This window comes from Acidovorax sp. GW821-FHT10A04, from assembly GCF_059415825.1.
Genome location: NZ_JBWKNZ010000010.1, coordinates 220,482 through 243,585, shown reverse-complemented (window position 1 = coordinate 243,585; position 23,104 = coordinate 220,482). Strand labels below are relative to the sequence as shown.

The 23,104-nt window shown below is 68.1% G+C and carries 21 protein-coding genes; 3 read left to right on the top strand and 18 right to left on the bottom strand.

What is annotated here, in order from left to right:
• Window positions 1-27: 27 nt before the first annotated feature.
• Genes AC07PF_RS21490 through AC07PF_RS21480 form a run of 3 tightly spaced genes read right to left on the bottom strand, consistent with a single transcriptional unit; the run spans window position 28 to window position 2,149 of the window.
• Window positions 28-621: a VOC family protein gene (locus AC07PF_RS21490; RefSeq protein WP_494613206.1), complete on the bottom strand. Its 594-nt coding sequence runs from the start codon at window positions 619-621 to the stop codon at window positions 28-30.
• Between the two features lie 26 nt (window positions 622-647).
• Window positions 648-1,511 carry a fumarylacetoacetate hydrolase family protein gene (locus AC07PF_RS21485; RefSeq protein ID WP_494613205.1) on the bottom strand — a complete coding sequence of 288 codons (864 nt, stop codon included), beginning with the start codon at window positions 1,509-1,511 and terminating at the stop codon, window positions 648-650.
• A complete protein-coding gene (locus AC07PF_RS21480; protein ID WP_494613204.1) occupies window positions 1,508-2,149 on the bottom strand; it encodes an FMN-dependent NADH-azoreductase in 642 nt (213 codons plus the stop codon). The genes AC07PF_RS21485 and AC07PF_RS21480 overlap by 4 nt, the downstream gene beginning before the upstream one ends.
• 131 nt (window positions 2,150-2,280) lie before the next feature.
• Between AC07PF_RS21480 and AC07PF_RS21475 the strand changes: the two genes are divergently transcribed.
• On the top strand, window positions 2,281-3,183 hold the full coding sequence (locus AC07PF_RS21475; RefSeq protein ID WP_494613203.1) for a LysR family transcriptional regulator: 903 nt from the start codon (window positions 2,281-2,283) through the stop codon (window positions 3,181-3,183).
• Window positions 3,184-3,200: 17 nt separating this feature from the next.
• Here the strand turns inward: AC07PF_RS21475 and AC07PF_RS21470 are convergent, their stop codons facing one another.
• The 10 genes from AC07PF_RS21470 to AC07PF_RS21425 all read right to left on the bottom strand — a co-directional run bounded on the left by AC07PF_RS21470 (window position 3,201) and on the right by AC07PF_RS21425 (window position 15,709).
• Window positions 3,201-5,327 carry a hybrid sensor histidine kinase/response regulator family protein gene (locus AC07PF_RS21470; protein ID WP_494613202.1) on the bottom strand — a complete coding sequence of 709 codons (2,127 nt, stop codon included), beginning with the start codon at window positions 5,325-5,327 and terminating at the stop codon, window positions 3,201-3,203.
• Between the two features lie 149 nt (window positions 5,328-5,476).
• Window positions 5,477-8,128 (bottom strand): excinuclease ABC subunit UvrA, encoded by a 2,652-nt coding sequence (locus tag AC07PF_RS21465; RefSeq protein ID WP_494613201.1) that lies wholly within the window; start codon window positions 8,126-8,128, stop codon window positions 5,477-5,479.
• A gap of 63 nt (window positions 8,129-8,191) precedes the next feature.
• The gene (locus tag AC07PF_RS21460; protein ID WP_494613200.1) at window positions 8,192-8,983 is read right to left on the bottom strand and encodes an SDR family NAD(P)-dependent oxidoreductase; all 792 of its coding nucleotides are present in this window, start codon (window positions 8,981-8,983) and stop codon (window positions 8,192-8,194) included.
• Window positions 8,984-9,328: 345 nt separating this feature from the next.
• Window positions 9,329-9,814 carry a CZB domain-containing protein gene (locus AC07PF_RS21455; protein WP_494613199.1) on the bottom strand — a complete coding sequence of 162 codons (486 nt, stop codon included), beginning with the start codon at window positions 9,812-9,814 and terminating at the stop codon, window positions 9,329-9,331.
• 159 nt (window positions 9,815-9,973) lie between these two features.
• Window positions 9,974-10,765, bottom strand: a complete 792-nt coding sequence (locus AC07PF_RS21450) for a DUF72 domain-containing protein (protein ID WP_494613198.1) — start codon at window positions 10,763-10,765, stop codon at window positions 9,974-9,976.
• Entirely contained in the window at window positions 10,762-11,571 is an 810-nt protein-coding gene (locus AC07PF_RS21445) for an alpha/beta fold hydrolase (protein WP_494613197.1), read from the bottom strand. The genes AC07PF_RS21450 and AC07PF_RS21445 overlap by 4 nt, the downstream gene beginning before the upstream one ends.
• A gap of 113 nt (window positions 11,572-11,684) precedes the next feature.
• The gene (locus AC07PF_RS21440; protein WP_494613196.1) at window positions 11,685-13,073 is read right to left on the bottom strand and encodes an iron-containing redox enzyme family protein; all 1,389 of its coding nucleotides are present in this window, start codon (window positions 13,071-13,073) and stop codon (window positions 11,685-11,687) included.
• A 167-nt stretch (window positions 13,074-13,240) separates the two neighbouring features.
• Window positions 13,241-14,539 (bottom strand): phosphoribosylamine--glycine ligase, encoded by a 1,299-nt coding sequence (locus AC07PF_RS21435; RefSeq protein ID WP_494613195.1) that lies wholly within the window; start codon window positions 14,537-14,539, stop codon window positions 13,241-13,243.
• Window positions 14,536-15,489, bottom strand: coding sequence for a methyltransferase (locus AC07PF_RS21430; protein WP_494613194.1), 954 nt, complete (start codon window positions 15,487-15,489; stop codon window positions 14,536-14,538). Before AC07PF_RS21430 ends, AC07PF_RS21435 begins: the two co-directional genes overlap by 4 nt.
• A gap of 7 nt (window positions 15,490-15,496) precedes the next feature.
• On the bottom strand, window positions 15,497-15,709 hold the full coding sequence (locus AC07PF_RS21425; protein ID WP_494613193.1) for a hypothetical protein: 213 nt from the start codon (window positions 15,707-15,709) through the stop codon (window positions 15,497-15,499).
• 246 nt (window positions 15,710-15,955) lie between these two features.
• Here AC07PF_RS21425 and AC07PF_RS21420 point away from each other — a divergent pair, with 246 nt between their 5' ends.
• Window positions 15,956-16,177 (top strand): hypothetical protein, encoded by a 222-nt coding sequence (locus tag AC07PF_RS21420; RefSeq protein WP_494613192.1) that lies wholly within the window; start codon window positions 15,956-15,958, stop codon window positions 16,175-16,177.
• Between the two features lie 69 nt (window positions 16,178-16,246).
• Here AC07PF_RS21420 and AC07PF_RS21415 read toward each other — a convergent pair whose 3' ends face one another.
• The 5 genes from AC07PF_RS21415 to AC07PF_RS21395 form a co-directional block, all read right to left on the bottom strand.
• Window positions 16,247-16,879, bottom strand: a complete 633-nt coding sequence (locus AC07PF_RS21415) for a response regulator (protein ID WP_007857152.1) — start codon at window positions 16,877-16,879, stop codon at window positions 16,247-16,249.
• 50 nt (window positions 16,880-16,929) lie between these two features.
• On the bottom strand, window positions 16,930-19,473 hold the full coding sequence (ligD, locus tag AC07PF_RS21410) for a DNA ligase D (RefSeq protein WP_494613191.1): 2,544 nt from the start codon (window positions 19,471-19,473) through the stop codon (window positions 16,930-16,932).
• A 3-nt stretch (window positions 19,474-19,476) separates the two neighbouring features.
• Window positions 19,477-20,484 carry a non-homologous end joining protein Ku gene (ku, locus tag AC07PF_RS21405; protein ID WP_494613190.1) on the bottom strand — a complete coding sequence of 336 codons (1,008 nt, stop codon included), beginning with the start codon at window positions 20,482-20,484 and terminating at the stop codon, window positions 19,477-19,479.
• A gap of 13 nt (window positions 20,485-20,497) precedes the next feature.
• The gene (locus AC07PF_RS21400; protein WP_007857155.1) at window positions 20,498-20,677 is read right to left on the bottom strand and encodes a DUF3606 domain-containing protein; all 180 of its coding nucleotides are present in this window, start codon (window positions 20,675-20,677) and stop codon (window positions 20,498-20,500) included.
• 104 nt (window positions 20,678-20,781) lie between these two features.
• On the bottom strand, window positions 20,782-21,081 hold the full coding sequence (locus tag AC07PF_RS21395) for a hypothetical protein (protein ID WP_494613189.1): 300 nt from the start codon (window positions 21,079-21,081) through the stop codon (window positions 20,782-20,784).
• Window positions 21,082-21,344: 263 nt separating this feature from the next.
• On the opposite strand from AC07PF_RS21395, the gene kaiC reads away from it, so the two are divergent.
• Window positions 21,345-23,102 (top strand): circadian clock protein KaiC, encoded by a 1,758-nt coding sequence (kaiC, locus tag AC07PF_RS21390; RefSeq protein ID WP_494613188.1) that lies wholly within the window; start codon window positions 21,345-21,347, stop codon window positions 23,100-23,102.
• Window positions 23,103-23,104: the final 2 nt, after the last annotated feature.

Below are 23,104 nucleotides of genomic sequence, written 5' to 3'. Positions count from 1 at the left end.
GATGGGGTGGCTGTGCAGTCGGGTACTTCAGGGGATGTGCATGTCCCAGGGGGTCTTGCCCGCCGGCAACTGCGGGCGTGCCGTGAGCGCGGCCAGCGGCTCACCGGCCTCGTAGCGCGCGATCAGCGCCTCGGGATCGAACAGGATGCCCATGAAGTTCTCCTCGTAGGCGCCCGAGGCGAAGAACGCGTCGAGGTCCGCGTTGGCCGTGAACACGTCGTACTGCAGCTCCACCCGGTTGCCATCGGGGTCCTTGTAGTACATCGACACCGTGGGGCCGTGGTTGATGGTCCAGTACGGCAGGATGCCTGCGGCCTTGAGCCGGCGAAACGTGGCCAGCAGGGCATCCAGCGTCGGGTAGGTGAAGGCCAGGTGCTCCAGCCCGCCCGCGCCATCGTTGGCCTGCGTGAGTTCGGGCCGTTCGATCAGGCCGATGCGGTGGTGCTCGTCGTCGTAGGTCAGAAAGCACAGCATCGCGTTCTCGAACGCGGGCCAACCCTGCAGCACCGTGAGGTACCAGGCGCGCGCGCGCGGCAGGTCGGTGACGCGCAGCACCACGTGGGCGAGCTTGGCGGGGCGGATGGGATGCGCGGCGGCATCGGGCAGGGTGCGGGCTTGCATGGGGTTTGTCTCCTGTGCTTTTGGTTTTATGGTTCTGCGATCACACGGTTTTCGATGGCACCGATGCCCTCGATCTCCACGCGCACCACATCGCCCACCTGCAGGTAGCGCGGCGGGTCCATCAGGCCACCCACGCCGGCGGGGCTGCCGGTGGTCAGCACGTCGCCCGGCTCCAGGGTGAAGGCGGTGGTCAGCTCCACGATCATGTCTTCCACGCGGTAGGTCATCTCGCGGGTGTTGCCGTCCTGGCGCAGCTCGCCGTTGACCCAGGTGCGCAGGCGCAGGGCATGCGGGTCGGGCAGCTCGTCGCGCGTCACGATCCAGGGGCCGAAGGGGCCGTGCGTGTCGAAGGACTTGCCCAGGGTGTGGGTGGGCGATCGCATCTGCCAGTCGCGCACGCTCAAATCGTTGGCCACCACGAAGCCGGCCACCATGTCCATGGCGTCTTCGCGGCGCACATGGCGGCAGCGCCGGCCGATCACCACGCCCAGCTCCCCTTCGTAGTCGAACTCGTGCGAGACGCGCGGCAGGTGCACCGGCGCGTAGGGGCCGTTGACGCAGCTGACCTGCTTGTTGAACCAGGCCTGGCCGGGGTTGCGCACCAGGTTGATCTTGCGCGCCTCTTCCAGGTGCGAGGGGTAGTTGCCGCCCAGGCCCAGGTACTTGCGCGGCGCGGGGATGGGCGCGAGCAACTGCACGGCGGCCAGCTCCAGCCGGGGGGCGCTGGCGGCGGTGCTGCGGGCCCAGTCCAGCCCCGGCGGGCCCAGGGCGAGCAAGGCCATCAGGTCCCGAGGTGCGCCAGGGATGGCGCCCAGGTCGGCCAGCGTGCTGCCGCCCTCGACCACGCCATAGCTGGCGCGGCCACCGATAGAGAAACTGGCGAGCTTCATGGTGCCACCGCCTCTTGCGCGGCGAAGAGCTGGGCGATGGCGGCCCGGGCCGATGCCAGCGCGGCCTCACGCACCTCGGGCCCGCGGTTCACGCCCTCGGCACGCACCACGTCGAAGCGGGTGATACCCATGAACTGCAGCGCCGCCACCAGGTAGCGCTCCTGGAAGTCCTTGTCCTGCATCTGCGGCGGGGTGCTGTAGATGTTGCCGCGCGACGAAGCGATGACCACGCGCTTGCCGCCGGCCAGGCCGCGCGGGCCCTGGGGCGTGTACTCGAAGGTGCGGCCGGCCTGCGCCAGCGCGTCGATCCAGGCCTTGAGCTGGGTCGGTACGCCGAAGTTGTACATGGGCGCGCCGATCACGATGGCATCGGCCGCCAGGAACTCATCGAGCAGGGTGTTGATGTGCGCCAGGTCGGCCTGGCCCTGGGCGCTGGCGGGTTCGCTGCGCAGGCGCAGCGCAGCCACGGTCTCGGGCGTGAGCTGGGGCGCTACGGTCACCGCCAGGTCGCGGTAGGTGACGCGCACGGAGGGATCGGCCGCGCGCCAGGCGTCCACCGTTTCACGGCCCAACAGGCGCGAGACGGAGGCCGGGCCGGTAAGGCTCGAATCCAGGTGGAGGAGGTTGAAGGGGGTCATGGTTTTCTTGCACGAGCGATGGAAAACCGATGATCGGCGCGCACCTCGTTCCAAACAACGGGGTCTGGTGCAACGCATCGTTCCTCCAATGGAACGACAATGGCGCAGATCATGGGCACGGGAGACACGCCATGGAAGACCTGAACGACCTGATGTTCTTTGCCAAGATCGTGGAGCACGGCGGCTTCAGCGAGGCCGGGCGGCGCCTGGGCGTGCCCAAGTCGCGCCTGAGCCGGCGCATGGCCGCGCTGGAAGAGCGCATGGGCGTGCGCCTGCTGCAGCGCTCGCCGCGGCGCATCACGCTGACCGGCGCGGGCCAGGGCGTCTACGAGCGCTGCCGCAAGCTGGTGGAACTGGCTGAATCCACCCACGAGCTGGCGCGCCAGGCCTCGGCCACGCCGCAGGGCGAGGTGCGCATCAGCTGCCCGATCACGCTGGCGCAGGTGTGGCTCACGCCCATCCTGCCGGGCTTCATGCAGGCCTGCCCGCTGGTGCGCCTGCATGTGACGGCCACCAACCGCCGCGTCGACCCCATCGAGGAGCGCATGGACGTGGTGATCCGCGTGCGCCGCCCGCCCCTGCCCGACTCGGACCAAGTGGTGCGCAAGCTCGGCGAGTCGACCGACGTGCTGGTGGCCGCCAGCCGCCTGTTCGACTCCCTGCCCCGCCCCCGCGAGCCCGAGGACATCGCCCGCCTGCCCACGCTGTCCTGGCCCGGCCGGGGCGAGCGCGTGGGCTGGAGCCTGGCCAGCGCCGGGCGCACGCTGGAGCTGCAGCATGTGCCGCGCCTGGTGACCGACGACATGTTCGCGCTGCGCGAGGCGGCCCGCGCCGGCATGGGCGTCGCCTTGCTGCCCCGGCGCATCTGCCAGGCCGATGTCCGCGAGGGGCGGCTCGAACAGGTGCTGCCGCACTGGGCCTCACCGCGTGCCGATGTGCTGGCCGTGTTCACCAGCCGGCGCGGCATGGTGCCTGCGGTACGCGCCCTGCTCGACTACCTGGACCAGAACCGCGAGGACGATACGGATGCATGAGCCTGCAGGGGATGGCCCTACTGCGTGATGCGCGCAATGGCCACGTGCAGCATCTGCGGTGTGCAGGGCTTGGGCAGCACGTCGAAGCCCATCTGGTGGATGTGGTCCAGCTGCTCGGCATAGCCCGTCATCAGCAGCAGCTTCTGCGCGGGCCAGGTCTGGCGGATGTGCCGGGCCAGGCCCACGCCGTCGATCTCGCCGGGCATCACCACGTCCGAGAGCACCAGGTCGGGCCGTGCGCCCTCTTCCAGCAGCGTGCGCGCCTTGGCGGCGCGGTCCACGCGCGTCACCCGGCAGCCCAGCGATTCGAGGATGGGCACCAGCGAGGCCGCCACCTCGTCGTTGTCCTCCACCACCAGCAGGCTCTTGCCCAGCGGGGCCAGGGCCGGTGCGGGGCCGGCTGCATCCTCGCGCGCCGCCTGCGGACCGGCGCCCGGAAAGAACAGGCGGATGCGGGTCCCCGTGCCCAGGGTGCTGGTGATCTCCGCGCGCCCGCCCACGCGCTGGCACATGCCGTACACCTGGCTCAGGCCCAGGCCCGTGCCCTCGCCCACGGCCTTGGTGGTGAAGAAGGGCTCGAACACCTTGCTGAGCAGCTCCGGTGGTATGCCGCCGCCCGTGTCGGTGACCTCGATGAGCACCATGGCGGGCATGCCCTGCCCGGCCTCGCTCTCGCTGGCGTTGCGCGCGCGGATCACCAGGCTGCCGCCCTTGGGCATGGCATCGCGCGCGTTGATGGAGAGGTTCAACAGCGCCAGCTCCAGCTCCGCCAGGTCGAGCACCACGGGGGCGGTCGCAGGGTCCACCTGCACGTCCAGCTGGATCTGGCTGCCCAGCACCGGGGCGATCAGGTCCTTGGTGGGCGGCAGCTTGTCCTGCAGCACCACGTGCTCGGCCACCAGGGGCTGGCGGCGCGAGAAGGCCAGCAGCTGGCGTGTGAGGTTGGTGGCCGACTTCACGGCGCGCGCCATGGAGTCGATCTGCTTGGTGCCCACATCGGGCACGGTGCGCTTGAGCAGGTGCAGGTTGTTGCTGATGACCATCAGCGCGTTGTTGAAGTCGTGCGCCACCCCGCCCGTGAGCCGGCCCAGGGCCTCGAGTTTCTGCGCCTGCAGCAGGGCTTCCTCGGCGCGGCGGCGCGTGGCGATCTCCTTTTCCAGGCTCTCCGTGGTCGACAGGGCCGTGCGGGCATTGCGCAGCGCCATGCGGGCCGCGAAGAACAGCGCCGCCACGGGCAGCGCGCCCAGCGCGAACAGGGCCCCCAGCTGGCGCAGCACCTCGTTGCGCAGCGAGGTCAGGTTCATGCCCGTGCCCACGTACAGCGGGTAGGCGCCGACCTTGCGGTAGGCAATGATCCGGTCCTGCCGGTCCACCGACGAGATGCCGCGCATCTGCGCCGAGGCCTCGCCCTTGAACAGCCGCTGCATCACCGGGCTGTCCGGCGCCAGCCGCTCGGGGGCACTGCCGACCAGGGGCCAGCGGGTGTAGATGGCCCCATCCTCGCGGAACAGGTTCACGGCCAGGCCGGGTTCGTCGGCCACCAGGTCGCTGTAGAAATCCTGGAAATAGGCGCTCAGCAAGCTGACGTTGATGACCCCGCCGAAGTGGCCGTTGTGGTCCTCGTAGCCGATGCTGATGTCGACGATCTTCTCCTTGGTGGTGCGCGTGACCAGCGGCGCCGAAATGTAGCGCTGGCCCGGCGGCCGCAGGCGGTGGAACTGGAAATAGTCGCGGTCCGACACCTCGAAGACCGGCAGCTGCGCAAACCGGCTGCTGGCGATGGGCTTGCCCTCCGAGTCGATGATCCAGATGGACTGGATCTGCGGCTGATCCTTGACCCTGGCGAGCAGGGCCGCATGCAGGTCCGCGGCATGGATGCGCAGCTCCTGCGGGCTGCGGCCGCTGACCATGGCCAGCACCCGGTCCTGCAGCGCCTCGGACGCGGCCATGACCTTGGAGGCGTGCTCGTGCGCCACCCTGAGCGAGCGGCTCACGCGCAGCTCGGCCTCCCCGCGCGCATCCACGTAGCCCACCGCACCGAACACCAGGTAGATGAAGAGCGGCACGGCCACGCTCAGGATGACCAGCAGGCGCAGCCATTTCACCGAGGCCTGGGCTTTGGACTGGTTGTCTTCACGAGCCACTGCGGTATCCCATGTCGTGGCGCCCGGCAAGGCGCGCCCGTTGTTGTTTCAAAGCTGGCGCAAGCCCGCCGGTCCTGGGGCCCGCGGCAAGGCCCCCCAAAGTATCAACCAAAAATGCACTCCCCAGTCGGTACCGGGCTTGCGGCCCTTCAGCCCAGGCTGCGGGCCAGGTAGGGCGCCGTGCGGCTGCCCTGGCTTTGCGCCACCTGCGCCGGGGTTCCCTGTGCCACGATGCGCCCGCCCTCCTCGCCCGCGCCGGGCCCGATGTCCATCACCCAATCGCAGGCAGCCACAACGCGCATCTCGTGCTCGACCACCACCACCGTGTTGCCGGCGGCGACCAGGCCATCGAGCTGCACGAGCAGGCGGTCCACGTCGGCCGGGTGCAGCCCGGTGGTGGGCTCGTCAAGCACGTAGAGGGTGCCGCCGCGCTGCGTGGGCCGCTGCAGCTCGGTGGCGAGCTTGATGCGCTGGGCCTCGCCGCCGCTCAGCTCGGTGGCGGGCTGGCCCAGGCGCAGGTAACCCAGGCCGATGTCGCGCAGCACCGCCAGCGGGCGCAGCACCTGGGGCTCCTGGGCAAAGGCGTCGCAGGCCGCATCCACCGTGAGGCCCAGCACCTCGGCGATCGACAGGCCGTTCCAGCGGATTTCCAGCGTCTCGGTGTTGTAGCGCGCGCCGTGGCAGGCAGGGCATGGCGCGTACACGCTGGGCATGAACAGCAGCTCCACGCTGACGAAGCCCTCGCCCTCGCAGGTGGCGCAGCGGCCCTTGGCCACGTTGAAGGAAAAGCGCCCCGCGTCGTACCGGCGCTTGCGCGCGGCCGGCGTGGCGGCAAACAGCTTGCGCACCCCGTCGAACAGGCCCGTGTAGGTGGCCAGGTTGGAGCGCGGCGTGCGGCCGATGGGTTTCTGGTCCACCTGCACCAGGCGCCGTATGTGTTCGCCGCCGGCCGCAATGCGCCCGGCCACAGGCCCCCCCAGGGGCGAGGCATCGCCCGCAGCGGCCTCGCCATCGTCGGGCACGGCCACACCCTCATCCTCGTCGACCGCAAGCGGCCGGCCCAGATGGGCCGACACCAGCTCCAGCAGGGCCTGGCTCACCAGGCTGGACTTGCCCGAGCCCGACACGCCGGTCACTGCCGTCATGCACGCCAGCGGAAACGCGGCATCGAGCCCCTGCAGGTTGTTGCGCGTGATGCCTTCGAGCCGCAGCCAGCCCTGGGCGGTACGGGGCGCGCGGGCAGGCAAGGCAGCACCGGCCTCGCCGAACAGGTAGTGCCGGGTCTGCGAGCGCTGCACCTGGGCCAGGCCCGCCGGCGGGCCGCTGTAGAGCACCTCGCCGCCCTGCTCGCCGGCGGCCGGCCCCACGTCCACCAGCCAGTCGGCGCGGCGCATGGTGGCCACGTCGTGCTCCACCACGAAGAGCGAGTTGCCCGCCGCCTTGAGGCCCTGCAGTGCCGCCAGCAGCGCCTCGCCGTCTGCCGGGTGCAGGCCGGCCGAGGGCTCGTCGAGCACATAGACCACGCCGAACAGCTGCGACGAGAGCTGCGAGGCCAGGCGCAGCCGCTGCAGCTCGCCCGGTGAGAGCGTGGGCGTGCTGCGGTCCAGCGAGAGATAGCCCAGGCCCAGTTCGATCAGTGCCAGCACGCGCTTGCGCAGGTCGCCGGCCAGGCGCTGGGCGGCGATCACCTTTTCCTCGGACAGCCAGGGCGTGCGGTGCACGTCGGGGGCGGCGGCATGGGCGGCAGGCCGCTTGCGCCGGGCGCGGCCCGCGGGCGCATCGGGGGCGGGGTCGCCCTCGCCCAGCCGACCATCGGCGGCCGGCCGCAGCAGCTCGGCCAGCGCGGTGAGCGGCAGCTGCGACAGGCTGCCGATGTCGTGCCCGGCGAAGGTGACGGTCAGCGCCTCGGGCTTGAGCCGCTTGCCCCGGCACACCGGGCACAGCGTCCCCACCATGTACTGGGCCACGCGCTTCTTCATGAGCGCGCTCTGGCTGTGGGCAAAGGTGTGCAGCACATGGCGCCGGGCACCGGTGAAGGTGCCCATGTAGCTCGGGGTGAGCTTGCGCCGGATGGCATCCTTGACCTCGGCCACGCTGAAGCCCGCATACACCGGCACAGTGGGCTGCTCGTCGGTGAAGAGGATCCAGTCGCGCAGCTTTTTGGGCAGCTTGCGCCAGGGCACGTCCACGTCGTGGCCCAGCGTGGTGAGGATGTCGCGCAGGTTCTGCCCCTGCCAGGCCAGCGGCCACGCGGCCACGGCGCGCTCGCGGATGGTCAGCGTGTCGTCGGGCACCATGGACTGCTCGGTCACCTCGTACACCCGGCCCTGGCCATGGCAGTGCGGGCAGGCCCCCTGCGGCGTGTTGGGCGAAAAATCCTCGGCATACAGCATGGGCTGGCCGTCGGGGTAATGGCCGGCGCGCGAGTACAGCATGCGCAGCGGACTCGATATCGCCGTGACGCTGCCCACCGACGAGCGCGTGCTCGGCGTGCCGCGCTGCTGCTGCAGCGCCACCGCGGGCGGCAGGCCGTCGATGCTGTCCACCTTGGGCACGCCGGCCTGCACGATGAGCCGGCGCGCATAGGGCGCCACCGACTCCAGGTAGCGCCGCTGCGCCTCGGCGAACAGCGTGCCGAAGGCCAGGGACGACTTGCCCGAGCCCGACACCCCCGTGAACACCACCAGCGCATCGCGCGGAATGTCCACATCCACGTCCTTGAGGTTGTGCTCGCGGGCACCGCGCACGCGCACCATGCCGTGCTGGGAGGGGGAGAAATCGTCGGGGGAAGTGGCAGGCATCGGTGCAGGCGTGGTGGCAACAGGGGCTGTCTATCCTAACCAGCGCATGACCGTCGGCCGCATTCAGTTCTTGACCGCCGACCCCGGCTCGGCCAGCTTGCGGTGCTGCTCGGCCAGCACCTGCGAGGGCGTGACCTTGGCCATGATGGCCTGCAGCTTGTTCTTGAGGCCATGCACGACATCGGCCTCGCCGTCCATCATGGCGGCAAAGCCCACCCTGGCCACATCGGCCGGGTCGGCCTTGCCGTCGTCGGCGCCCACCTGGGTATCGAGCATGTCGGCGCGCGCGAAGAACTCCGTGTCGGTGGCGCCCGGCATCAGGCAGGTGACGGTAACGCCCGAGTCCTTGAGTTCGTTGCGCAGCGCCGCCGCGAACGAATCGACGAAGGCCTTGCTGCCGTTGTAAACCGCCTGGAAGCTGCCCGGCAGAAAGCCCGCGATGGACCCGGTGATGAGGATGCGCCCCCGGCCGCGGCGGCGCATCGGGTGACCCAGTTTATGCAGCAGGTACAGGGTGCCGGTGATGTTGGTGTCGATCACATGCTGGATGTCGCCGAACTCCTGCTCTAGGAAGCCCTTGCCCAGGCCATGCCCGGCATTAGCCAGCAGTGCATCCACCGGCCGCCCGGCGATGGCGTCCACCAACTGGTCCACGCCCTGGCGGCTGGCCAGCTCGGCCTGCACCACCTGCACCGTGGCGCCGAGCATGCGCAGGTCGCTGGCCGCCTGGTCGAGCGCCTGGTCGGCCGCGATCACCAGGTCGAAGCCGTTCTCGGCACAGCAGCGCGCCAGGTGGTAGCCGATGCCGGAGGAGGCCCCGGTGACGACGGCGAGGGGACGTATGGGGGTGGACATGGGCAGTTCCTCAACGAAATGCCCATTGTGGAAGTCCACGTTTGCCCGGACCGTCAGCATCCGACCCAATGCCCGGGGTGCGCCGTCCTACGCTGCACAGCGCCCGCCACGGCAAACCCGCTGGCGGGAGCGCATGGGCGCTCCTTGTAAGACAAGCGCCCGAATTCAGGCCGATGGCTTCTTCGGCCCGCCCAGGCTGGGTACATTGCAGTTGCCGTGCATGCCTTGCGTTCAGAGCCGCAATGCATGCACGGTGCAGACTCCGCCAGGCGCAAGCCTGGGGGAGTTTTGCCTTTCAAGAGGGGATCGCCCCGCCCAAAGCCCATCCAGCAGCGTGGCAGGCCTTCAGCGCGTGGCGTTGTTCTTGAGCTCCTTGAGCAACAGCACCACCTGGTTGGAGGCGTGCCGGCAACTGGTCTTGAGCACCCTCTGCGACTGCTGCAGCTCGCCTGCCTGGAACAGGGTGACCACCGCGGCTGCCTGCTGGTGAAAGTACTTGTGCCGCGCCACCAGCATGCCAAAGGCAGTGTGCTGGCCCAGGCGTTCGCGCCCGGCCCCCTGCAGCCAGCGGCCCAGCTGGCAGCGGTGGTCCTGGCAGACCCGTTCCGGGCGCATCACCTCGGTGCTGCGGCCGTGGACCATGTCCTCCAGGCGGGCGCGCCAGGTTTCGTGCAGGGCAATGCCGGCATCGATCTCCATCTCCATCGCCAGGTGGTCGGCGTACTCGGCATCGAGCACGAGTTCGCTGGCGTTGTCATCTGCGTTCCATGCCGCTTCCGGGCTGGATCGGACCTGCTCGCGGACCCTGAGCAGCCGGCTGAAAAATCCCATCTGCATTCCTCTTGTTCTTGTGGCGCCGGTGGACTGCCGGCCAAACAGGTAGCCTGTCGATCCGCGCGCCCCATCCACTGGGTGTCGAGAGCGCGGTGTGGATGCTGAGGCAAGCGCCTCCCGAAATCCATAACCCAAATGATCTAGCCGCACGCGGATTCAGGCCCCCAACGCCCCGTGCAGATCGAGGGCGTTGTCCGCCGCGGCGCCGCTGGCCGTGTTGTCGAAGATGCACCACACACTGCCGGCTTCATGGGTGGCGGCCTGCAGCCGTGCGGCCAGGGCGCCGATGAGTGCGCCGTCGTAGGCCGAGTAGTACACGCGTGGCGATCCGTGCAGCCGGCAGTACACCAAGCCAGGCCAGCCGCCGGGCGCCCGCCCCGGGTCATGAAGCACCGGGTCGGCCAGCACCCGGGCCGCGCGCCAGTGGGCCAGCAGTGCATCGCCTTCGGGCGTGAACCAGCTGGCATGGCGCGGCTCGACGGCAACCCCGCCCTCGCCATGCAGGTGGCGCAGGCTGCGAAAGAATGCATCGGTCACCGGCCGGTCGAGCGCAAGGCTGGGCGGCAGCTGCACCAGCAGGCAACCCAGGCGATCACCCAGTCCCGCTGCCTGGCCCAGGAAGGCCTGCAGCAGGGGTTCGGTGTCCTTCAGGCGCGCCGTGTGCGTGATGCTGCGCGGCAGCTTGGCGCAAAAGCGGAACGCAGGCGGCGTGGCTGCGGCCCAGCGCTCGTAGGTGGTGCGCTGGTGCGGCCGGTAGAAAGACGAATTGATCTCGACGGCCGAAAGGTGCTGCGCGTAGCGCTGCAGGTGGGTTGCGAGCGGCTCTGCCGTGGCAAAACGGTGCTGGCTGCTGCGCGGCAGGCCCCAGCCTGCTGTGCCTACGAACAGCGGGGCCGCAGGGGGATCGCCCGCAGGCAACGGGCTGCGTCCCGCCTCGGAGGGCTTCATCCGGGAACCACGGACGCGCGGAACTTGGGACTGGGCTTCGCGCTGCGGGCATAGGGCCGCCATGCATGCAGCGGCTGGGCAAGGCGGTCCGCCACCACCCTCAGCACGGCCGGATTCCAGGGCATCCCGCAATGGCTGCCTTCGATCTCGATGGATTCGGACCGCCCCGTGCGCTTCATGTCCCTGCATGCTTGCCATGCCACCACGCCATCGCTGCGGCTGTAGATCGACGTGGCAGGAACGGGGGGCGCCTGGCGCAACCTTTCCAGCAACGCCGGGTGCGATGGTGGCATGCTGCCGTTCAAAAGGCGGTAGACCAGCCCGGCATTCGTGTGCTCCGCGGATCCCGCAAAGGGCGTTCCGATGGTGATCACCTGCCGCACGCGCGAGCGCAGCCGCTTGGCAACCTCACGCGCATAAATGCCACCCAGACTCCAGCCCACCAGGCTGATGGGGGCGGTGTGGCCAGCGGTGCGCTCCCGAACGCGTTGCGCCAGCGCGTCAAGCCAGCCATTGATCTCGCCCTTGGGGCCGGTGTTGAGCCCCTGCCCCCAATCAAGGGCGCGGTAACCCAGGCGCTCGCAAAATGCATGCAATGGGCGTACCACGGTGGCGTTGGTGGCCAGTCCCGGAAATACCACGACCGCATGCCGTTCGCCTCTGGGCAAGGCGGCTTCCCCCATCACGTGGTGCCCCGCGAACTCCAATGCGGCGCGCACGGGTTCCAGCGCAAGCAACGCATACGAAGGGCGGCGGATGGGCGAGGTCGATCTGTGCATGAAGGCTCCGATGTGAATGGCCTCCATGGTGCGGCCACAAATGCCGGTGCAATGCACCATTTATCCCCCAGTTGGGGTCGGAGCGTTCTTACGCTGTCCACCCAATGTCGGGCGAGCCCCTTGCGATACTTGCCAGGAACTCACGCCCGGTTCAGGAACATCCGTGTGGCCTTGAGCCCCACGGGCGTCCAGTGCAGCGCCGGCGACATGGCCTGGACCAGCAGATCCCGCCGCTCGACGGCGTCCAGCGTGGGATAGCGCTGCTCGAAGATCTCGAGGTCCGTGTCCAGGGCCGCTGGCGCAGGCTCGGAGCGCCCCCCCTTGGCGGCCTTGAGCCGTTCGGCCACGCGAAAGCTCATCTGCCGCTTGCCCGTGGCCGGGGTGGCGCCGGTCTCGAAGGGCGCCCCATCGGCACTTGCCGTGCCACGGATCCAGTCGTGGATCACCTGCAATTCGTAGGGCGAGAACACACCGAACATCTCGGCACGCTCGCCCTGCAGCAGGTGCCAGAAGCGGCTGTCGGTCACCGGCTGGTCGCGCTTGATCCAATGGGCCTGCTCCAGCGCAGCCAGAAACTCCGGCAGGTCGTCGGCGCTGGAGAGCCAGTCGTTCACGCTGCGGCCGGCCACCTTGCAGAAGTCGGAATGCGCGCCATGGCCTGACGGCGCCTTGCGCGCCAGGATGGCCAGCACCTCCCTGTCGATGTCGAAGCCGTCGATCACATCCAGCGTGCCCACGCCCAGGTTGCCCAGCTTGGCGCCAGCACGCACCCGGCGCCAGTAGTCGCCGCCATCGTCGATGCGCGGTGCGGCTTCCAGCGCCGCCACGCAGGCGCGCTTGGCATGCCCCGTGTCAGCGTTGTCGACCGTGACGTGCAGGGTGAAGTAGTAGGGGTCGATGCCCAGCTCATTGAGCTCGTAGGCGGTGATGAGCAGGTGCAGGGGCAGTTGTTCATACCCCAGGTTGAAGCCCACGATTTCGGGCAGGAAATCCTGCGCATTCCAGCCCAGGGCCACTTGAAGCAGCCCTTGCTTGTACAGCGCATCGGGCAGGTCGTCCACAGGGTCCAGTCCATACTGGGCCAGCAAGGCGCGGTAGAGCTTCACGTGGTTTTTGTCGGCCAGGCCGTCACCCAGTTCCTCCACGTAGGTGGTGAGCAGGTCGGAAAGCCGGGAATTGTCCGCATGCGCGCACAGGCCATACAGCCAGGAGCCATCGACCAGCTTGGTGGGCGCGACATTGCGCAGAAAGTACAGGGCATGCGCACGGTTCGTGAAGTAGCGGCGCGGCGCGCCGGCCTTGCGCTCGTCCAGATATGCCTGGTACTGGCCATGGACCTTCTGGATATTGGCCTCCATCCAGGCCGTCAGATCGTCGGGGTTTTCGGGTAGATCGTCATCGTCAAGCGCCACTTCCTGCAACGTGCGGGTCAGGAAGTCGGCTGCTTGCCCGCGTTCCTGCAGCGTCGGAATGTGGTTAGCCAAACGGTCGTAGAGAGGCGCATGGAGCGCGGCTGGGACGGATGCCATGGAAACGGGGCAGGCGATGGTCGGTTCGGAACGGGGACGTTCCTGCAAATGGAGGTACATGGCGTGTTATGGGTAGGTATGGTCTTGAGGGTGGGCCATCGCTACTCCTCCCACTATCGGGACAAAGCTCCCATCCTCGTGAGCGGCCTCCTACGGCCCTCGCGCAATTACAGAAAGCCCCACTGCCGCAGAAGGCCGATGTGCTCGTCCGACACCCGCGCACCGATGTCGTTGCGGTAGCGCAGGTTGGGCACGTAGACCTTGCGCGCCAGCTCCAGCGCGCGCAGGCGGGCGTTCTCCACGGTGGCTGCGCAGCCGGTGGCCACGCCCACGTAACCGCTGGTACCGCTGGTGATGAGGGCGCCCTGGCGCAGCTCCACCTCGGCAAAGGCGATGGCAGCGCGCTCACCCGTCGACAGGCCCTCATCCAGGATCACGGGAATGCCCTTGGAGATTTCCTCGTACCCGTGGGTGTAGGGGAACGGCGGAACCGTCAGCACGACGCCCACGGCAAAATCCGGCGTTGTCTCAAAGCCAGTGGCCGAGCGGTGGAGCATCTTCAGGAAGATGGCCTCCCAGGGCTCCCGGTGCAAGCGCTCGCAGATGGCGTAGCCGGGGTAGCCGAAGCGGCTGGTGAACTCCAGCGGCCAGAGCCCATCCGCGTTGGCCATGAGGTTCACGTTGATGTAGCCGCAGTAGCCGCCATCGCGCAGCAGGCCCTCCAGGGGCTTGAGTACCTGCTCACGCAGCCTGCCGCTGCCAGCGTAGCTGACCACCGTGCCCATCTCGCCCGTCAGCTCCCCCAGTTCCCCGGGAAAGAAGCGCTTGTGCTCGAAGTCGATGCATGCCGTCTCGAGAAACTCGGCACCGTTGAAATACCCGCCCACGCCAATCTCGATGCCATCGATGTATTCCATGAGCACGAAATCCGGGGAGGGCACGGGTGCTTCGTGCGCAGTGTAGAACTCCAGCAGCGCGGCCAGGTCGCTGCTGTCGCCCTTCTGGGCAATGTAGTTCCTGGTGCGCGGGCTGGCGGCGCCGTTGAACTTGAGCACGAAGCGCTGGCGCCGGGCGGCGAGAAAGTCCACGGCCTGGCGGTAGGAGGTGAACGAATGGCTTGCCGCAGTGCGCAGGCCAGCCTGCCGGAGCACGGACTGGCCATACTCGCGCTCGGCCTCCAGCCGGTCGCCCAGGGCGCTGCCACCGATGACCTGGAAGCCTTGCGCCCGCAGGGCGTCCTGCACCTCCCCCTGGTCCGCTGTCTCGAAGAGGATCAGTCCCTCGGGCCCGGCCTGCCGGACCCAGCCGAGCTCCTTGTTCCAGTCGTGCGTGCGCGTTAGCATGCCCGCGAACACGCCATGGCTGGCCGGATCACGGACGAACACCCTGACCTCGTGCCCCCGCGCCTGCATGCCGCCGTACATGGCGGCCAGGTCGTTGCTGGCCCCGATGCCCAGGATCCTCATGCTGCCGGCTTGTGCACCACCAACCCGATCGCGGCGATCCGGTCCATCGGGGCGTACTCCGGCCGGTCGAGTTCCTCGCCAAAGACATCGGGGTCGATCTCGCGCCGCGTGAAGTGGCAAGCTGCGCGTGCTGCCGTGGCGGCAGCCCACTCGGAAAAGGGGTCCACGCCCTGCACCACGGCGGAGCCGGTGTACAGGATGAGCCGGCCACCAGGGCGCAGGTGGGCGATGGACTGTTCAAGGATGCGCTGCGAGAGCCCTTCGCCATAGTCGCCACCACCGTGCCGGTAGGTGCGCTTGTCCGCATCGACCAGATAGGGCGGGTTGGAGACGATCAAATCGAAATCGCCCACCACATCCTGGAACAGATCTGTCTGGGCGAAGGTGCAGCAAGTGCTCTGCGCGAGGCGGGCATTGGCCTGCGCCAGCACCAGCGCCTGGGGATTGATGTCCGCAAGCACCAGCTCCTGAACGCTGTTTCCGGCCGCGCGCGCCGCCACGATTCCACCCGGCCCACCGCCGCAGCCCATGTCCAGCAACCGGCTCGCGGCCTCCAGGGGGCGAGCGGCCAGTTCGGAGCCGATGAGGGCCGCGAACCGGTAGGTATCGGGGCCGAAGAAGACCGCATCCTCCTGCAGCGTGGGAAACCCCGAGTGGGCATACAACCCACCGGCCAGGCTGCTGTACCGCACCGCGCTTTGGTGCAGGCCGCCCTCCAGCTCCGCGATGAGCTGTGCTGACACCAGTTTCTTCGATAAAAGCGCTGGCAGCAGCGCGCCATCGAAGGGCAGGTTCCAGCCAAAGGCATCGCGAAGGTCGCGCGCGGGCAGGTCGCCCCGGTTGCGCAGTACCCGCTGGTGCGTCAAGGGCGTGACCGTTGTGAATTCGTAGTTGCGGGCTTGCAGGTAGGCGCCCAACTCGACCAGTGCAGCAATGCGTTGTTCGTCCATGGCGTGGTCAGCATCCCCGGTACAGGTAGGCCTCGAAGCGGTTTCCCAGGCATTTCCCGAGTTCGCTCTGCGGAACATCCGCCGTTGCGGCAGGTACCTTGGCAGGGGCTTCGTCCCCCTCCACCAACCCCACGGCGGCAGACGCGCCATAGGCGACCATGGCCAGACCTGCGCCGATGAACGACACAGCGCTGGCCGCAGGGGGAAGTGGCTGGAACATGGTGACCTCCAAGGGGTGTCGAGAGCACATCATGTTCCCAGGCCAATAGGCTGCACTGTAGGAGAAGTGGCAGAACCCCGGTCATCGGGGCAGGACGTTCATCACCTCTTTGAGCGCGGAACTCGCGAGCGCCGGACCGGGCGACACCCTGGCCGGCATCATCGCCGTTGTCTTACCCCGGGTACCGTGACGCGCTGAAAGAATGGACCGATCCGGCGGACATCACCCGCCAAGTAGGAGCAGGCCATGACCACGCATACCACCCAATCCCCTTCCTCCTGGCCATTCCCGGCTGCCGACCATTTCCGACGCCAAGCCGCCGCCACCCGCCCGGAGCCCGAACCAGAGGAACAGGGGGACACACCGGACCATGTGGAGCAGGAGCTCGTGGACGAGCAACTCGAACGCGACCGCAAGGCCTCGCGGGCCGTGGACAGCAAGATTCCCGGCCGCAGCGCCCCACCGTGAAGGCGCTTGCAGGCCCCGCAGACGGCGCGGCGGCTGGGGCCGCCACGCCCCTGCCCCGCCGACCGCCGCTCACTGGATCAGGTTGTTCTTCAGTGCGTAGTAGGTCAGGTCGCTGTTGGAATCGAGGTGCAGCTTTTCCATCAGGCGCGTGCGGTAGGTGCTCACGGTCTTGACGCTCAGCGACAAGTCTTCGGCGATCTCGCCGACGTTGGCGCCCTGGGCGAGCTTGAGGAACACCTGGAACTCGCGCTCGGACAGATGTTCGTGCGCGGGCCGCTCACCGGGGCGGTTGAGCTGCTGGGCCAGCAGTTCGGCCACGGTGGGCGTGAGGTAGCGCTTGCCCAGCGCGATGACGCGGATCGCCTCGACGATCTCGGAGGGCTTGCACTCCTTGTTGAGGTAGCCGCTCGCCCCCTGGCGGATCAGGTTGATGGCGTAGTGCTCCTCGGGGTAGCCACTGAGGATGAGGATGCCCATGTCCGGCGCCTTGGCACGCAGCATGGACATGGCATCGAGGCCGCTCTGCCCGGGCATGGCCAGGTCCATCACGAGCACGTCGATGTCGTGCTCGCGGATGAGGTCGATGGCTTCGCGCCCGTTGCCGGCTTCTCCTTCCACCCGCAGGTCCACGTGGTCGGCCAGGAACTGGCGCAGGCCTGCACGAACGATTTTGTGGTCATCCACGATGCCGATCTTGATCATTTTGGTTTTTTCTATGGTTGATGAGAAAGCTGAAATGGGGTGAATTCGGTTCAGTCCTTGGCGCTGTAGCCCAGCAGGCGCATGGCGCCCGACAACGAGACGGCGGCCGCCGCGTAGCCCTGCCAGGGCGCATTGCCCTGGCGCAGGCGCTCGCCTACGGTGCGCACCGTCCAGTGCGCGCCGCTGGTGAGCGCGTCCAGTTCCTTCCAGGCCACGGGCACCGAGATGCCCATGCCCTCGCGCGAGCGCGCGGACCAGGCGCTCACGGTGGTGGCCCCACGCCCGTTGCGCAGGTAGTCCACGAAGATCTTGCCCACCCGGTTGCGCGGGCCGCTCTTGGCAACGAAGCGCGCGGGAATGGTCTCGGCCAGGTGCTGCACCACGGCCTGCGAGAAGCCCTTGACCGTGTCCCAGCCCTGCAGCCGCTTGATGGGCACCACCACGTGCAGGCCCTTGCCGCCGCTGGTCTTGAGGAAGGCCGGCAGGTGCAGCTCCTTGAGCATCACCTGCACCAGCTGGGCCGCCTGTTGTACCTGCTCCCAGGACACGCCCTCGCCCGGGTCCAGGTCGAAGGTCATGCGGTCGGGGCGCTCGATGCGGTCCTTGCGCGCGTTCCAGGTATGGAACTCCAGCACGTTCATCTGCGCGGCCGACAGCAGGCCATCGGGCCGGGCCACTTCGAGCAGCGGCGCATGGCCTGCGTCGAGCGCCGGATCGAGCAGCGCCACGCCTTCCATGCTCCCCTTGTCCAGGTGCTTCTGGAAGAACAGCTCGCCGCCCACGCCGTCGGGCGCGCGCACCAGCGAGACGGGCCGGCCCTTCAAGTGTTCCAGCATCAGCGGCGCCACGGTGGCGTAGTAGCGCACCAGCTCGATCTTGGTGATACCGGTTGTGGCATCGATCACGCGGTCGGGGTGGGAGATGCGCAGCGCATCCGGGAGGGATGCCGCGGCGGCCGTGGCCTTGCGTACGACCGGTGGTTTCTTCTTTTTCTCGATGGCGGCCATGGCCTGGGGTTTCTCCTGCACGATGGCTTTGGCGGGCTTGTCCGCGCGCAGGCCATGGAACACCGAATGGCGGATGCGCCCTTCCTTGGTCCACTCGGCAAACGACACCTCGGCCAGCAGGCGCGGCTTGACCCAGTGGGCCTTCTTGCCAACCGCCGTGCCCTCGGGGAAGGGGATCTTGGTGCTGTGCAGCGCCCTAAGCCTGGTAGCCAGTTCCTGCAGGGTGCGCTCGCTGAAGCCCGTGCCCACATTGCCCGCATAGCGCAGCGCGCCATCGTCGCCATGCACGCCGAGCAGCAGCGATCCGATGCCGGTGCGCGAGCCCTGGGGATCGGTGTAGCCGCACACCACGAACTCCTGGCGGTGGCTGCACTTGAGCTTGATCCAGTCGGCATTGCGCCGCGAGGCATAGGGCGCCGCCTTGCGCTTGCCGATAACGCCCTCGAAGCCCAGGTGGCAGGCCGAGGACACCAGGTCCGAAGGCTGGGCCTCGAAGCTCTCGCTGAAGCGCACGCGGTCGGTCGCCACCTGCTCCACCAGGGCGCGCAGCCGCTCGCGGCGCTCCACCACGGGCAGGCCGCGTAGGTCGTGCCCGTCGGCATAGGGCAGGTCGAACAGGTAGTACACCAGGTCCTTGGCCACGCTGGCATCGAAGGCGTTTTGCAGCGCCTGGAAGTCGGGTGTGCCGTGTTCGTCCATGGCCACCACTTCGCCGTCGAGCCAGCCCGAGGACAGCGGCAACTCACCGATGGCCTTGACCAGCTGGGGCATGCGGTGCGTCCAGTCGTTGCCGTTGCGCGTGAACAGGCGCACGGAGCGGTTGTGCACCCGCGCAAGCAGGCGGTAGCCGTCGAACTTGAGTTCCCAGAGCCAGTCCGTGGTGTCGGCCGGGGGCTTGTCCACCAGGGTGGCCAACTGGGGTGCCAGGGTGTCGGGCAGCGGCACCTTGGCCAGCTTCGCGGTGCGGGCCGGCGGCGCCTCGACACGCGCGACGCCGGCAGGCCGTGGCGGAGCCAGGGGCGCGAGCGACGTCACGCTGTCGGGCATTTCTTCGACCACGCTGAACTCGGCGGCAGGCCGCTCGAAATCGTCGTGCTCCTTGATCAGCAGCCAGGGGGCTTGTTTTTCACTGCCCTTGCCATGCATGCGCACCAGCGTCCAGTGGCCCTTGAGCTTGTGGCCGTGCAGCGCGAACTTGAGCTTGCCCTTGCGGTAGCCCTGGGCCGCATCGCCCACGGGCACCCAGTAGCCCCGGTCCCAGACGATGACCTTGCCGGCACCGTACTGTTTGGGAGGGATCTGGCCTTCGAAGCTGTTGTACGAGATGGGGTGGTCCTCCACCTGCACGGCCATGCGCTTGTCGGCCGGGTCCAGGCTCGGGCCCTTGGGCACGGCCCAGCTCTTCATGGTGCCATCGAGTTCCAGGCGCAGGTCGTAGTGCAGGCGGCTGGCCCAGTGCTTCTGGATCACGTACTGCAGCGCCGGCCCGCCCGCCTCGCCGCCATCGGCCGGCTCGGGCGTGATGGCGAAGTTGCGCTTTTGCTTGTAGAGAGCGAGCGAGTCGGCCATGTGCGGGTCTTTCGCCATGGCTCAGGCCGCCCGGCGCGCAGGCGCCTTCTTGGCGACCGTTTTCTTGGCGGCTGCCTGCTTGGCTGGAGCTTTCTTGGCAGCGGGCTTGGCCGCCGCCTTTTTCTTCGCGGCGGGCAGCGGCGTCACGGATGCCGCCTTGCCCTTGGCGTCTTTGGCCGTGGCCTTGCCGCCCTTGCCCTCCAGGCTGCGCTTGAGCAGTGCAGTCAGGTCCAGCACATCGGCACCGGCCGGGGCGCTTTCCTTGCCACTGTCGACCTTGACCACCGTGGCGGTCTCGCCCGAGGCCACCTTGGTCTCCACCAGCTTGTGAATCTCCTGCGCGAACGAGTTGCGAAAACCGTCTGCGTCCCAGGGCTGGGTCATGTCGTCGATGAGCTGCAGCGCCATGTCCATCTCGGCCGGCTTGATGCCGGCGGCCTTGGCATCCAGCGGCGGCAGGTTGAGCTGCTCGAATGAGCGGATCTCGCCGCCCCAGCGCAGCAGGTTCAGGATCAGCGCGCGGCCGCAGGGGATCAGCACCGCCAGGTGCTGCTTGCTCTGGATGACCACCTTGGCCACGCCCACCTTGTTGCTCTGGCGCAGGGCCTCGCGCAGCAGCGCATAGACCTTCTCGCCGCGCTTGAGCGGGGCCGTGTAATAGGGCCGCTCCAGGTAGACGAAGGGGATCTCGTCGGCATCGAGAAAGGTCTCGATCTCGATGGTCTGCGTGATCTTGGGGTAGGCCGCGGCAATCTCCTCGGGCGTGAGCACCACGTAGTGCCCGTCCTCGTACTCGATGCCCTTGACGATGTCGGCCGTGGCGATCTCCTTGCCCGTGACCTTGTTCACGCGCTTGTAGCCCACGGGCTCCATGGAGCGCTTGTCGAGCCAGTCGAAGTCGATGCCCGAGCTCACCGTGGCCGAGTACAGGCCGACGGGTATGTGCACCAAACCAAAGCTGATCGCCCCCTTCCACATCGTGCGCGTGGAGGTGGGTGCCTTGCCTTCGTCTTCCGTTGCCCGGGCCATTGCGCTGCCCTCTTCAGCGGGCGTGGCTCAGGTACTCGCGCACCTTGTCGGCCGAGGGGCCGACGGCGGCCACGGCCTCGCGCAACTGCGCCTCGGTCACGCCCAGGCTGTTGCTCCAGTCGCGCACTTCATAGTGCTCGCTGAGGTTGATGAAATGGCGGTCCTGTGCGGTCTTATCCTTGTCGTCGCTCATGGTGTTTTCCTTTCCAGAAGGTGCTTTGGAAAGTAACACCCACCTAAGGGCAGCCTTGTAGGACAGCAGCCGCTCCGCCTCCCGGCCAAGCGCCCGAAATCGGCTCAGGAGACCGGCAGCCGGATGTTCAGGTGCGGCCCGGCCGTGAGGTCGAAGACATCTGCCTTCGCCAGGTCAGGGCTGTGGTGGAACTGCGCCTCGACGTACTCCGCCGTGAGCTGGCTGGCGATGGCCTCCAGCAGGGCGTGGGCCGTGTCCAGCCCACCGGCTGCAAAGCCGTTGCCCTCCAGCGTGTAGCTGTAGCGCCCGTTGCGGTGGCTGACCAGGGCCAGCGCGATCAGGTGCCCCTCGGTATCGCCCGCGTACACCCTACCCCCTGGGTAATAGAGGGTGTAGCAGCGCACTTTCTGCAGCTGGTCCTGACCGGGCGCGTGGGAGATGGCAACCTCCGGGGATGGCGGGTTGAAAAGTACGTTGGCTGCGCAGGCAACCGACTTGGCAAATTTTGCGGCGTGAACCGTCTCTGCGCAAGGGCCGGTGCCCACCGCGCAGCGCAATCCGGTCGTGTCCTACAGTGAGGCGGTCAGGGATTTCCTACGATGCTTACGTCCGGTCACGGCCGGAGCATCGCCAGCCCTTCATTCCATCTCCACCTGATCGCGCACCGATGGCCGCCACCCGTAAAAAGCAGAAAGCCCCGCCCACAACGCCCGCCGGCATTGCCAAGTCGCCCACCGGCATCTCCGGCCTCGATGAAATCACCGAAGGCGGCCTGCCCGCCGGGCGCCCCACCTTGGTGTGCGGCGCAGCGGGCTGTGGCAAGACCATGCTGGCCGCGGAATTCCTGGTCCGGGGGGCTACCGAATACGGCGAGCCCGGCGTGTTCATGATGTTCGAGGAGTCGGCCGACGAACTGGCCGAGAACATGCGTTCTCTGGGCTTCGACCTCGAAAAGCTGCAGCGGCAGAAGAAACTGGCACTGGACTTCGTGCGCGTGGAGCGCAGCGAGATCGAGGAGACCGGCGAGTACGACCTCGAAGGCCTGTTCATCCGCCTGGGCTATGCCATCGATTCGATCGGTGCCAAGCGCGTGGTGCTCGACACCGTGGAGGCCCTGTTCGCGGGCGTGCCCAACCATGCCATCCTGCGCAGCGAACTGCGCCGGCTGTTCCGCTGGCTCAAGGACAAGGGGGTCACGGCCATCATCACCGCCGAGCGCGGCGACAGCGCCTTCACCCGCTATGGACTGGAGGAGTATGTGGCCGACTGCGTGATCCTGCTGGACCACCGCATCGCAGAACAGGTCTCCACCCGACGCCTGCGTGTGGTGAAGTACCGCGGCTCGGCCCATGGCACCAACGAGTACCCCTTCCTGATCGGCCGCACCGGCCTGTCGGTGCTGCCCATCACCTCGCTGGCGCTCAACCACCAAGCCTCGCGCGAGCGCGTCTCCACCGGCATCGCCGGCCTGGACGACATGCTGGGTGGCCGAGGGGTATATCGGGGCAGCAGCCTGCTGGTCTCGGGCGCGCCCGGCACGGGCAAGAGCAGCATTGCTGCCAGCTTCGCGAATGCCGCCTGCGCACGTGGCGAAAAAGCCGTGCTGTTCGCCTACGAGGAATCCGAGAGCCAGTTGCTGCGGAACATGGAGTCCATCGGACTGAACCTGCGCCGTTGGGTAGACAAGGGCCTGCTCAGGATTGAATCCACGCGCCCCACCCTTCAGGGCCTGGAGCAGCACCTGGTGCACATGTACGACCTGGTGCGCGAATTCGCGCCCAGCGTGGTTGTCGTGGATCCCATCAGCAACCTGACCTCGCAGGGCGATGACGCCGGGCTCAAGATCACGCTGATGCGGCTCATCGACTTCCTCAAGACCCAGGGCACCACGGCGCTGTTCACCAGCCTGACGGCCGATGCGGCCAACACCCCCCTGGCCACCTCGGAGGTCGGCGTGTCCTCGCTGATGGACAGCTGGCTGCTGCTGGCCAACGTGGCCGTCAACGGCGAGCGCACGCGCACGCTGCAGGTGCTCAAGTCGCGCGGCATGCCGCACTCCAACCAGGTGCGCGAGTTCGTCTTTTCCGACAAGGGCGTAGACCTGGTGGACGTGTACCTCTTTGGCGACCAGGTGCTCACCGGCACGGCACGCATCGCCCACGAGGCGCAGCTGCTGGCCACCAACGACCTGCGCGGGCGCGACCACGCGCGCCGCCTTCGCGACCTGGCCAACCGCCGCAAGACACTGGATGCGCAGATCGCGGCCCTGAATGCGCAAGCCCTGGAGCGCGCCGGCGAGGTGGAGTTCGAGATCGAGCGCGAGCAGCTGGAAGCCCAGGGCGTGCAGGATCGCGCGCGCAGCATCGCGGCCAGGCGCGGCACCAGCGGCAGCGCCGCCAGCAAACCCGCCGCACGCAAAGGCTGACT

Excerpts from the sequence above, each read along its gene's own strand:
- AC07PF_RS21490 (WP_494613206.1), bottom strand. The coding sequence starts at position 621 with ATGCAAGCCCGCACCCTGCCCGATGCCGCCGCGCATCCCATCCGCCCC.
- AC07PF_RS21485 (WP_494613205.1), bottom strand. The coding sequence starts at position 1,511 with ATGAAGCTCGCCAGTTTCTCTATCGGTGGCCGCGCCAGCTATGGCGTG.
- AC07PF_RS21480 (WP_494613204.1), bottom strand. The coding sequence starts at position 2,149 with ATGACCCCCTTCAACCTCCTCCACCTGGATTCGAGCCTTACCGGCCCG.
- AC07PF_RS21475 (WP_494613203.1), top strand. The coding sequence starts at position 2,281 with ATGGAAGACCTGAACGACCTGATGTTCTTTGCCAAGATCGTGGAGCAC.
- AC07PF_RS21465 (WP_494613201.1), bottom strand. The coding sequence starts at position 8,128 with ATGCCTGCCACTTCCCCCGACGATTTCTCCCCCTCCCAGCACGGCATG.
- AC07PF_RS21460 (WP_494613200.1), bottom strand. The coding sequence starts at position 8,983 with ATGTCCACCCCCATACGTCCCCTCGCCGTCGTCACCGGGGCCTCCTCC.
- AC07PF_RS21455 (WP_494613199.1), bottom strand. The coding sequence starts at position 9,814 with ATGGGATTTTTCAGCCGGCTGCTCAGGGTCCGCGAGCAGGTCCGATCC.
- AC07PF_RS21450 (WP_494613198.1), bottom strand. The coding sequence starts at position 10,765 with ATGAAGCCCTCCGAGGCGGGACGCAGCCCGTTGCCTGCGGGCGATCCC.
- AC07PF_RS21445 (WP_494613197.1), bottom strand. The coding sequence starts at position 11,571 with ATGGAGGCCATTCACATCGGAGCCTTCATGCACAGATCGACCTCGCCC.
- AC07PF_RS21440 (WP_494613196.1), bottom strand. The coding sequence starts at position 13,073 with ATGGCATCCGTCCCAGCCGCGCTCCATGCGCCTCTCTACGACCGTTTG.
- AC07PF_RS21435 (WP_494613195.1), bottom strand. The coding sequence starts at position 14,539 with ATGAGGATCCTGGGCATCGGGGCCAGCAACGACCTGGCCGCCATGTAC.
- AC07PF_RS21430 (WP_494613194.1), bottom strand. The coding sequence starts at position 15,489 with ATGGACGAACAACGCATTGCTGCACTGGTCGAGTTGGGCGCCTACCTG.
- AC07PF_RS21425 (WP_494613193.1), bottom strand. The coding sequence starts at position 15,709 with ATGTTCCAGCCACTTCCCCCTGCGGCCAGCGCTGTGTCGTTCATCGGC.
- AC07PF_RS21420 (WP_494613192.1), top strand. The coding sequence starts at position 15,956 with ATGACCACGCATACCACCCAATCCCCTTCCTCCTGGCCATTCCCGGCT.
- AC07PF_RS21415 (WP_007857152.1), bottom strand. The coding sequence starts at position 16,879 with ATGATCAAGATCGGCATCGTGGATGACCACAAAATCGTTCGTGCAGGC.
- ligD (WP_494613191.1), bottom strand. The coding sequence starts at position 19,473 with ATGGCGAAAGACCCGCACATGGCCGACTCGCTCGCTCTCTACAAGCAA.
- ku (WP_494613190.1), bottom strand. The coding sequence starts at position 20,484 with ATGGCCCGGGCAACGGAAGACGAAGGCAAGGCACCCACCTCCACGCGC.
- AC07PF_RS21400 (WP_007857155.1), bottom strand. The coding sequence starts at position 20,677 with ATGAGCGACGACAAGGATAAGACCGCACAGGACCGCCATTTCATCAAC.
- kaiC (WP_494613188.1), top strand. The coding sequence starts at position 21,345 with ATGGCCGCCACCCGTAAAAAGCAGAAAGCCCCGCCCACAACGCCCGCC.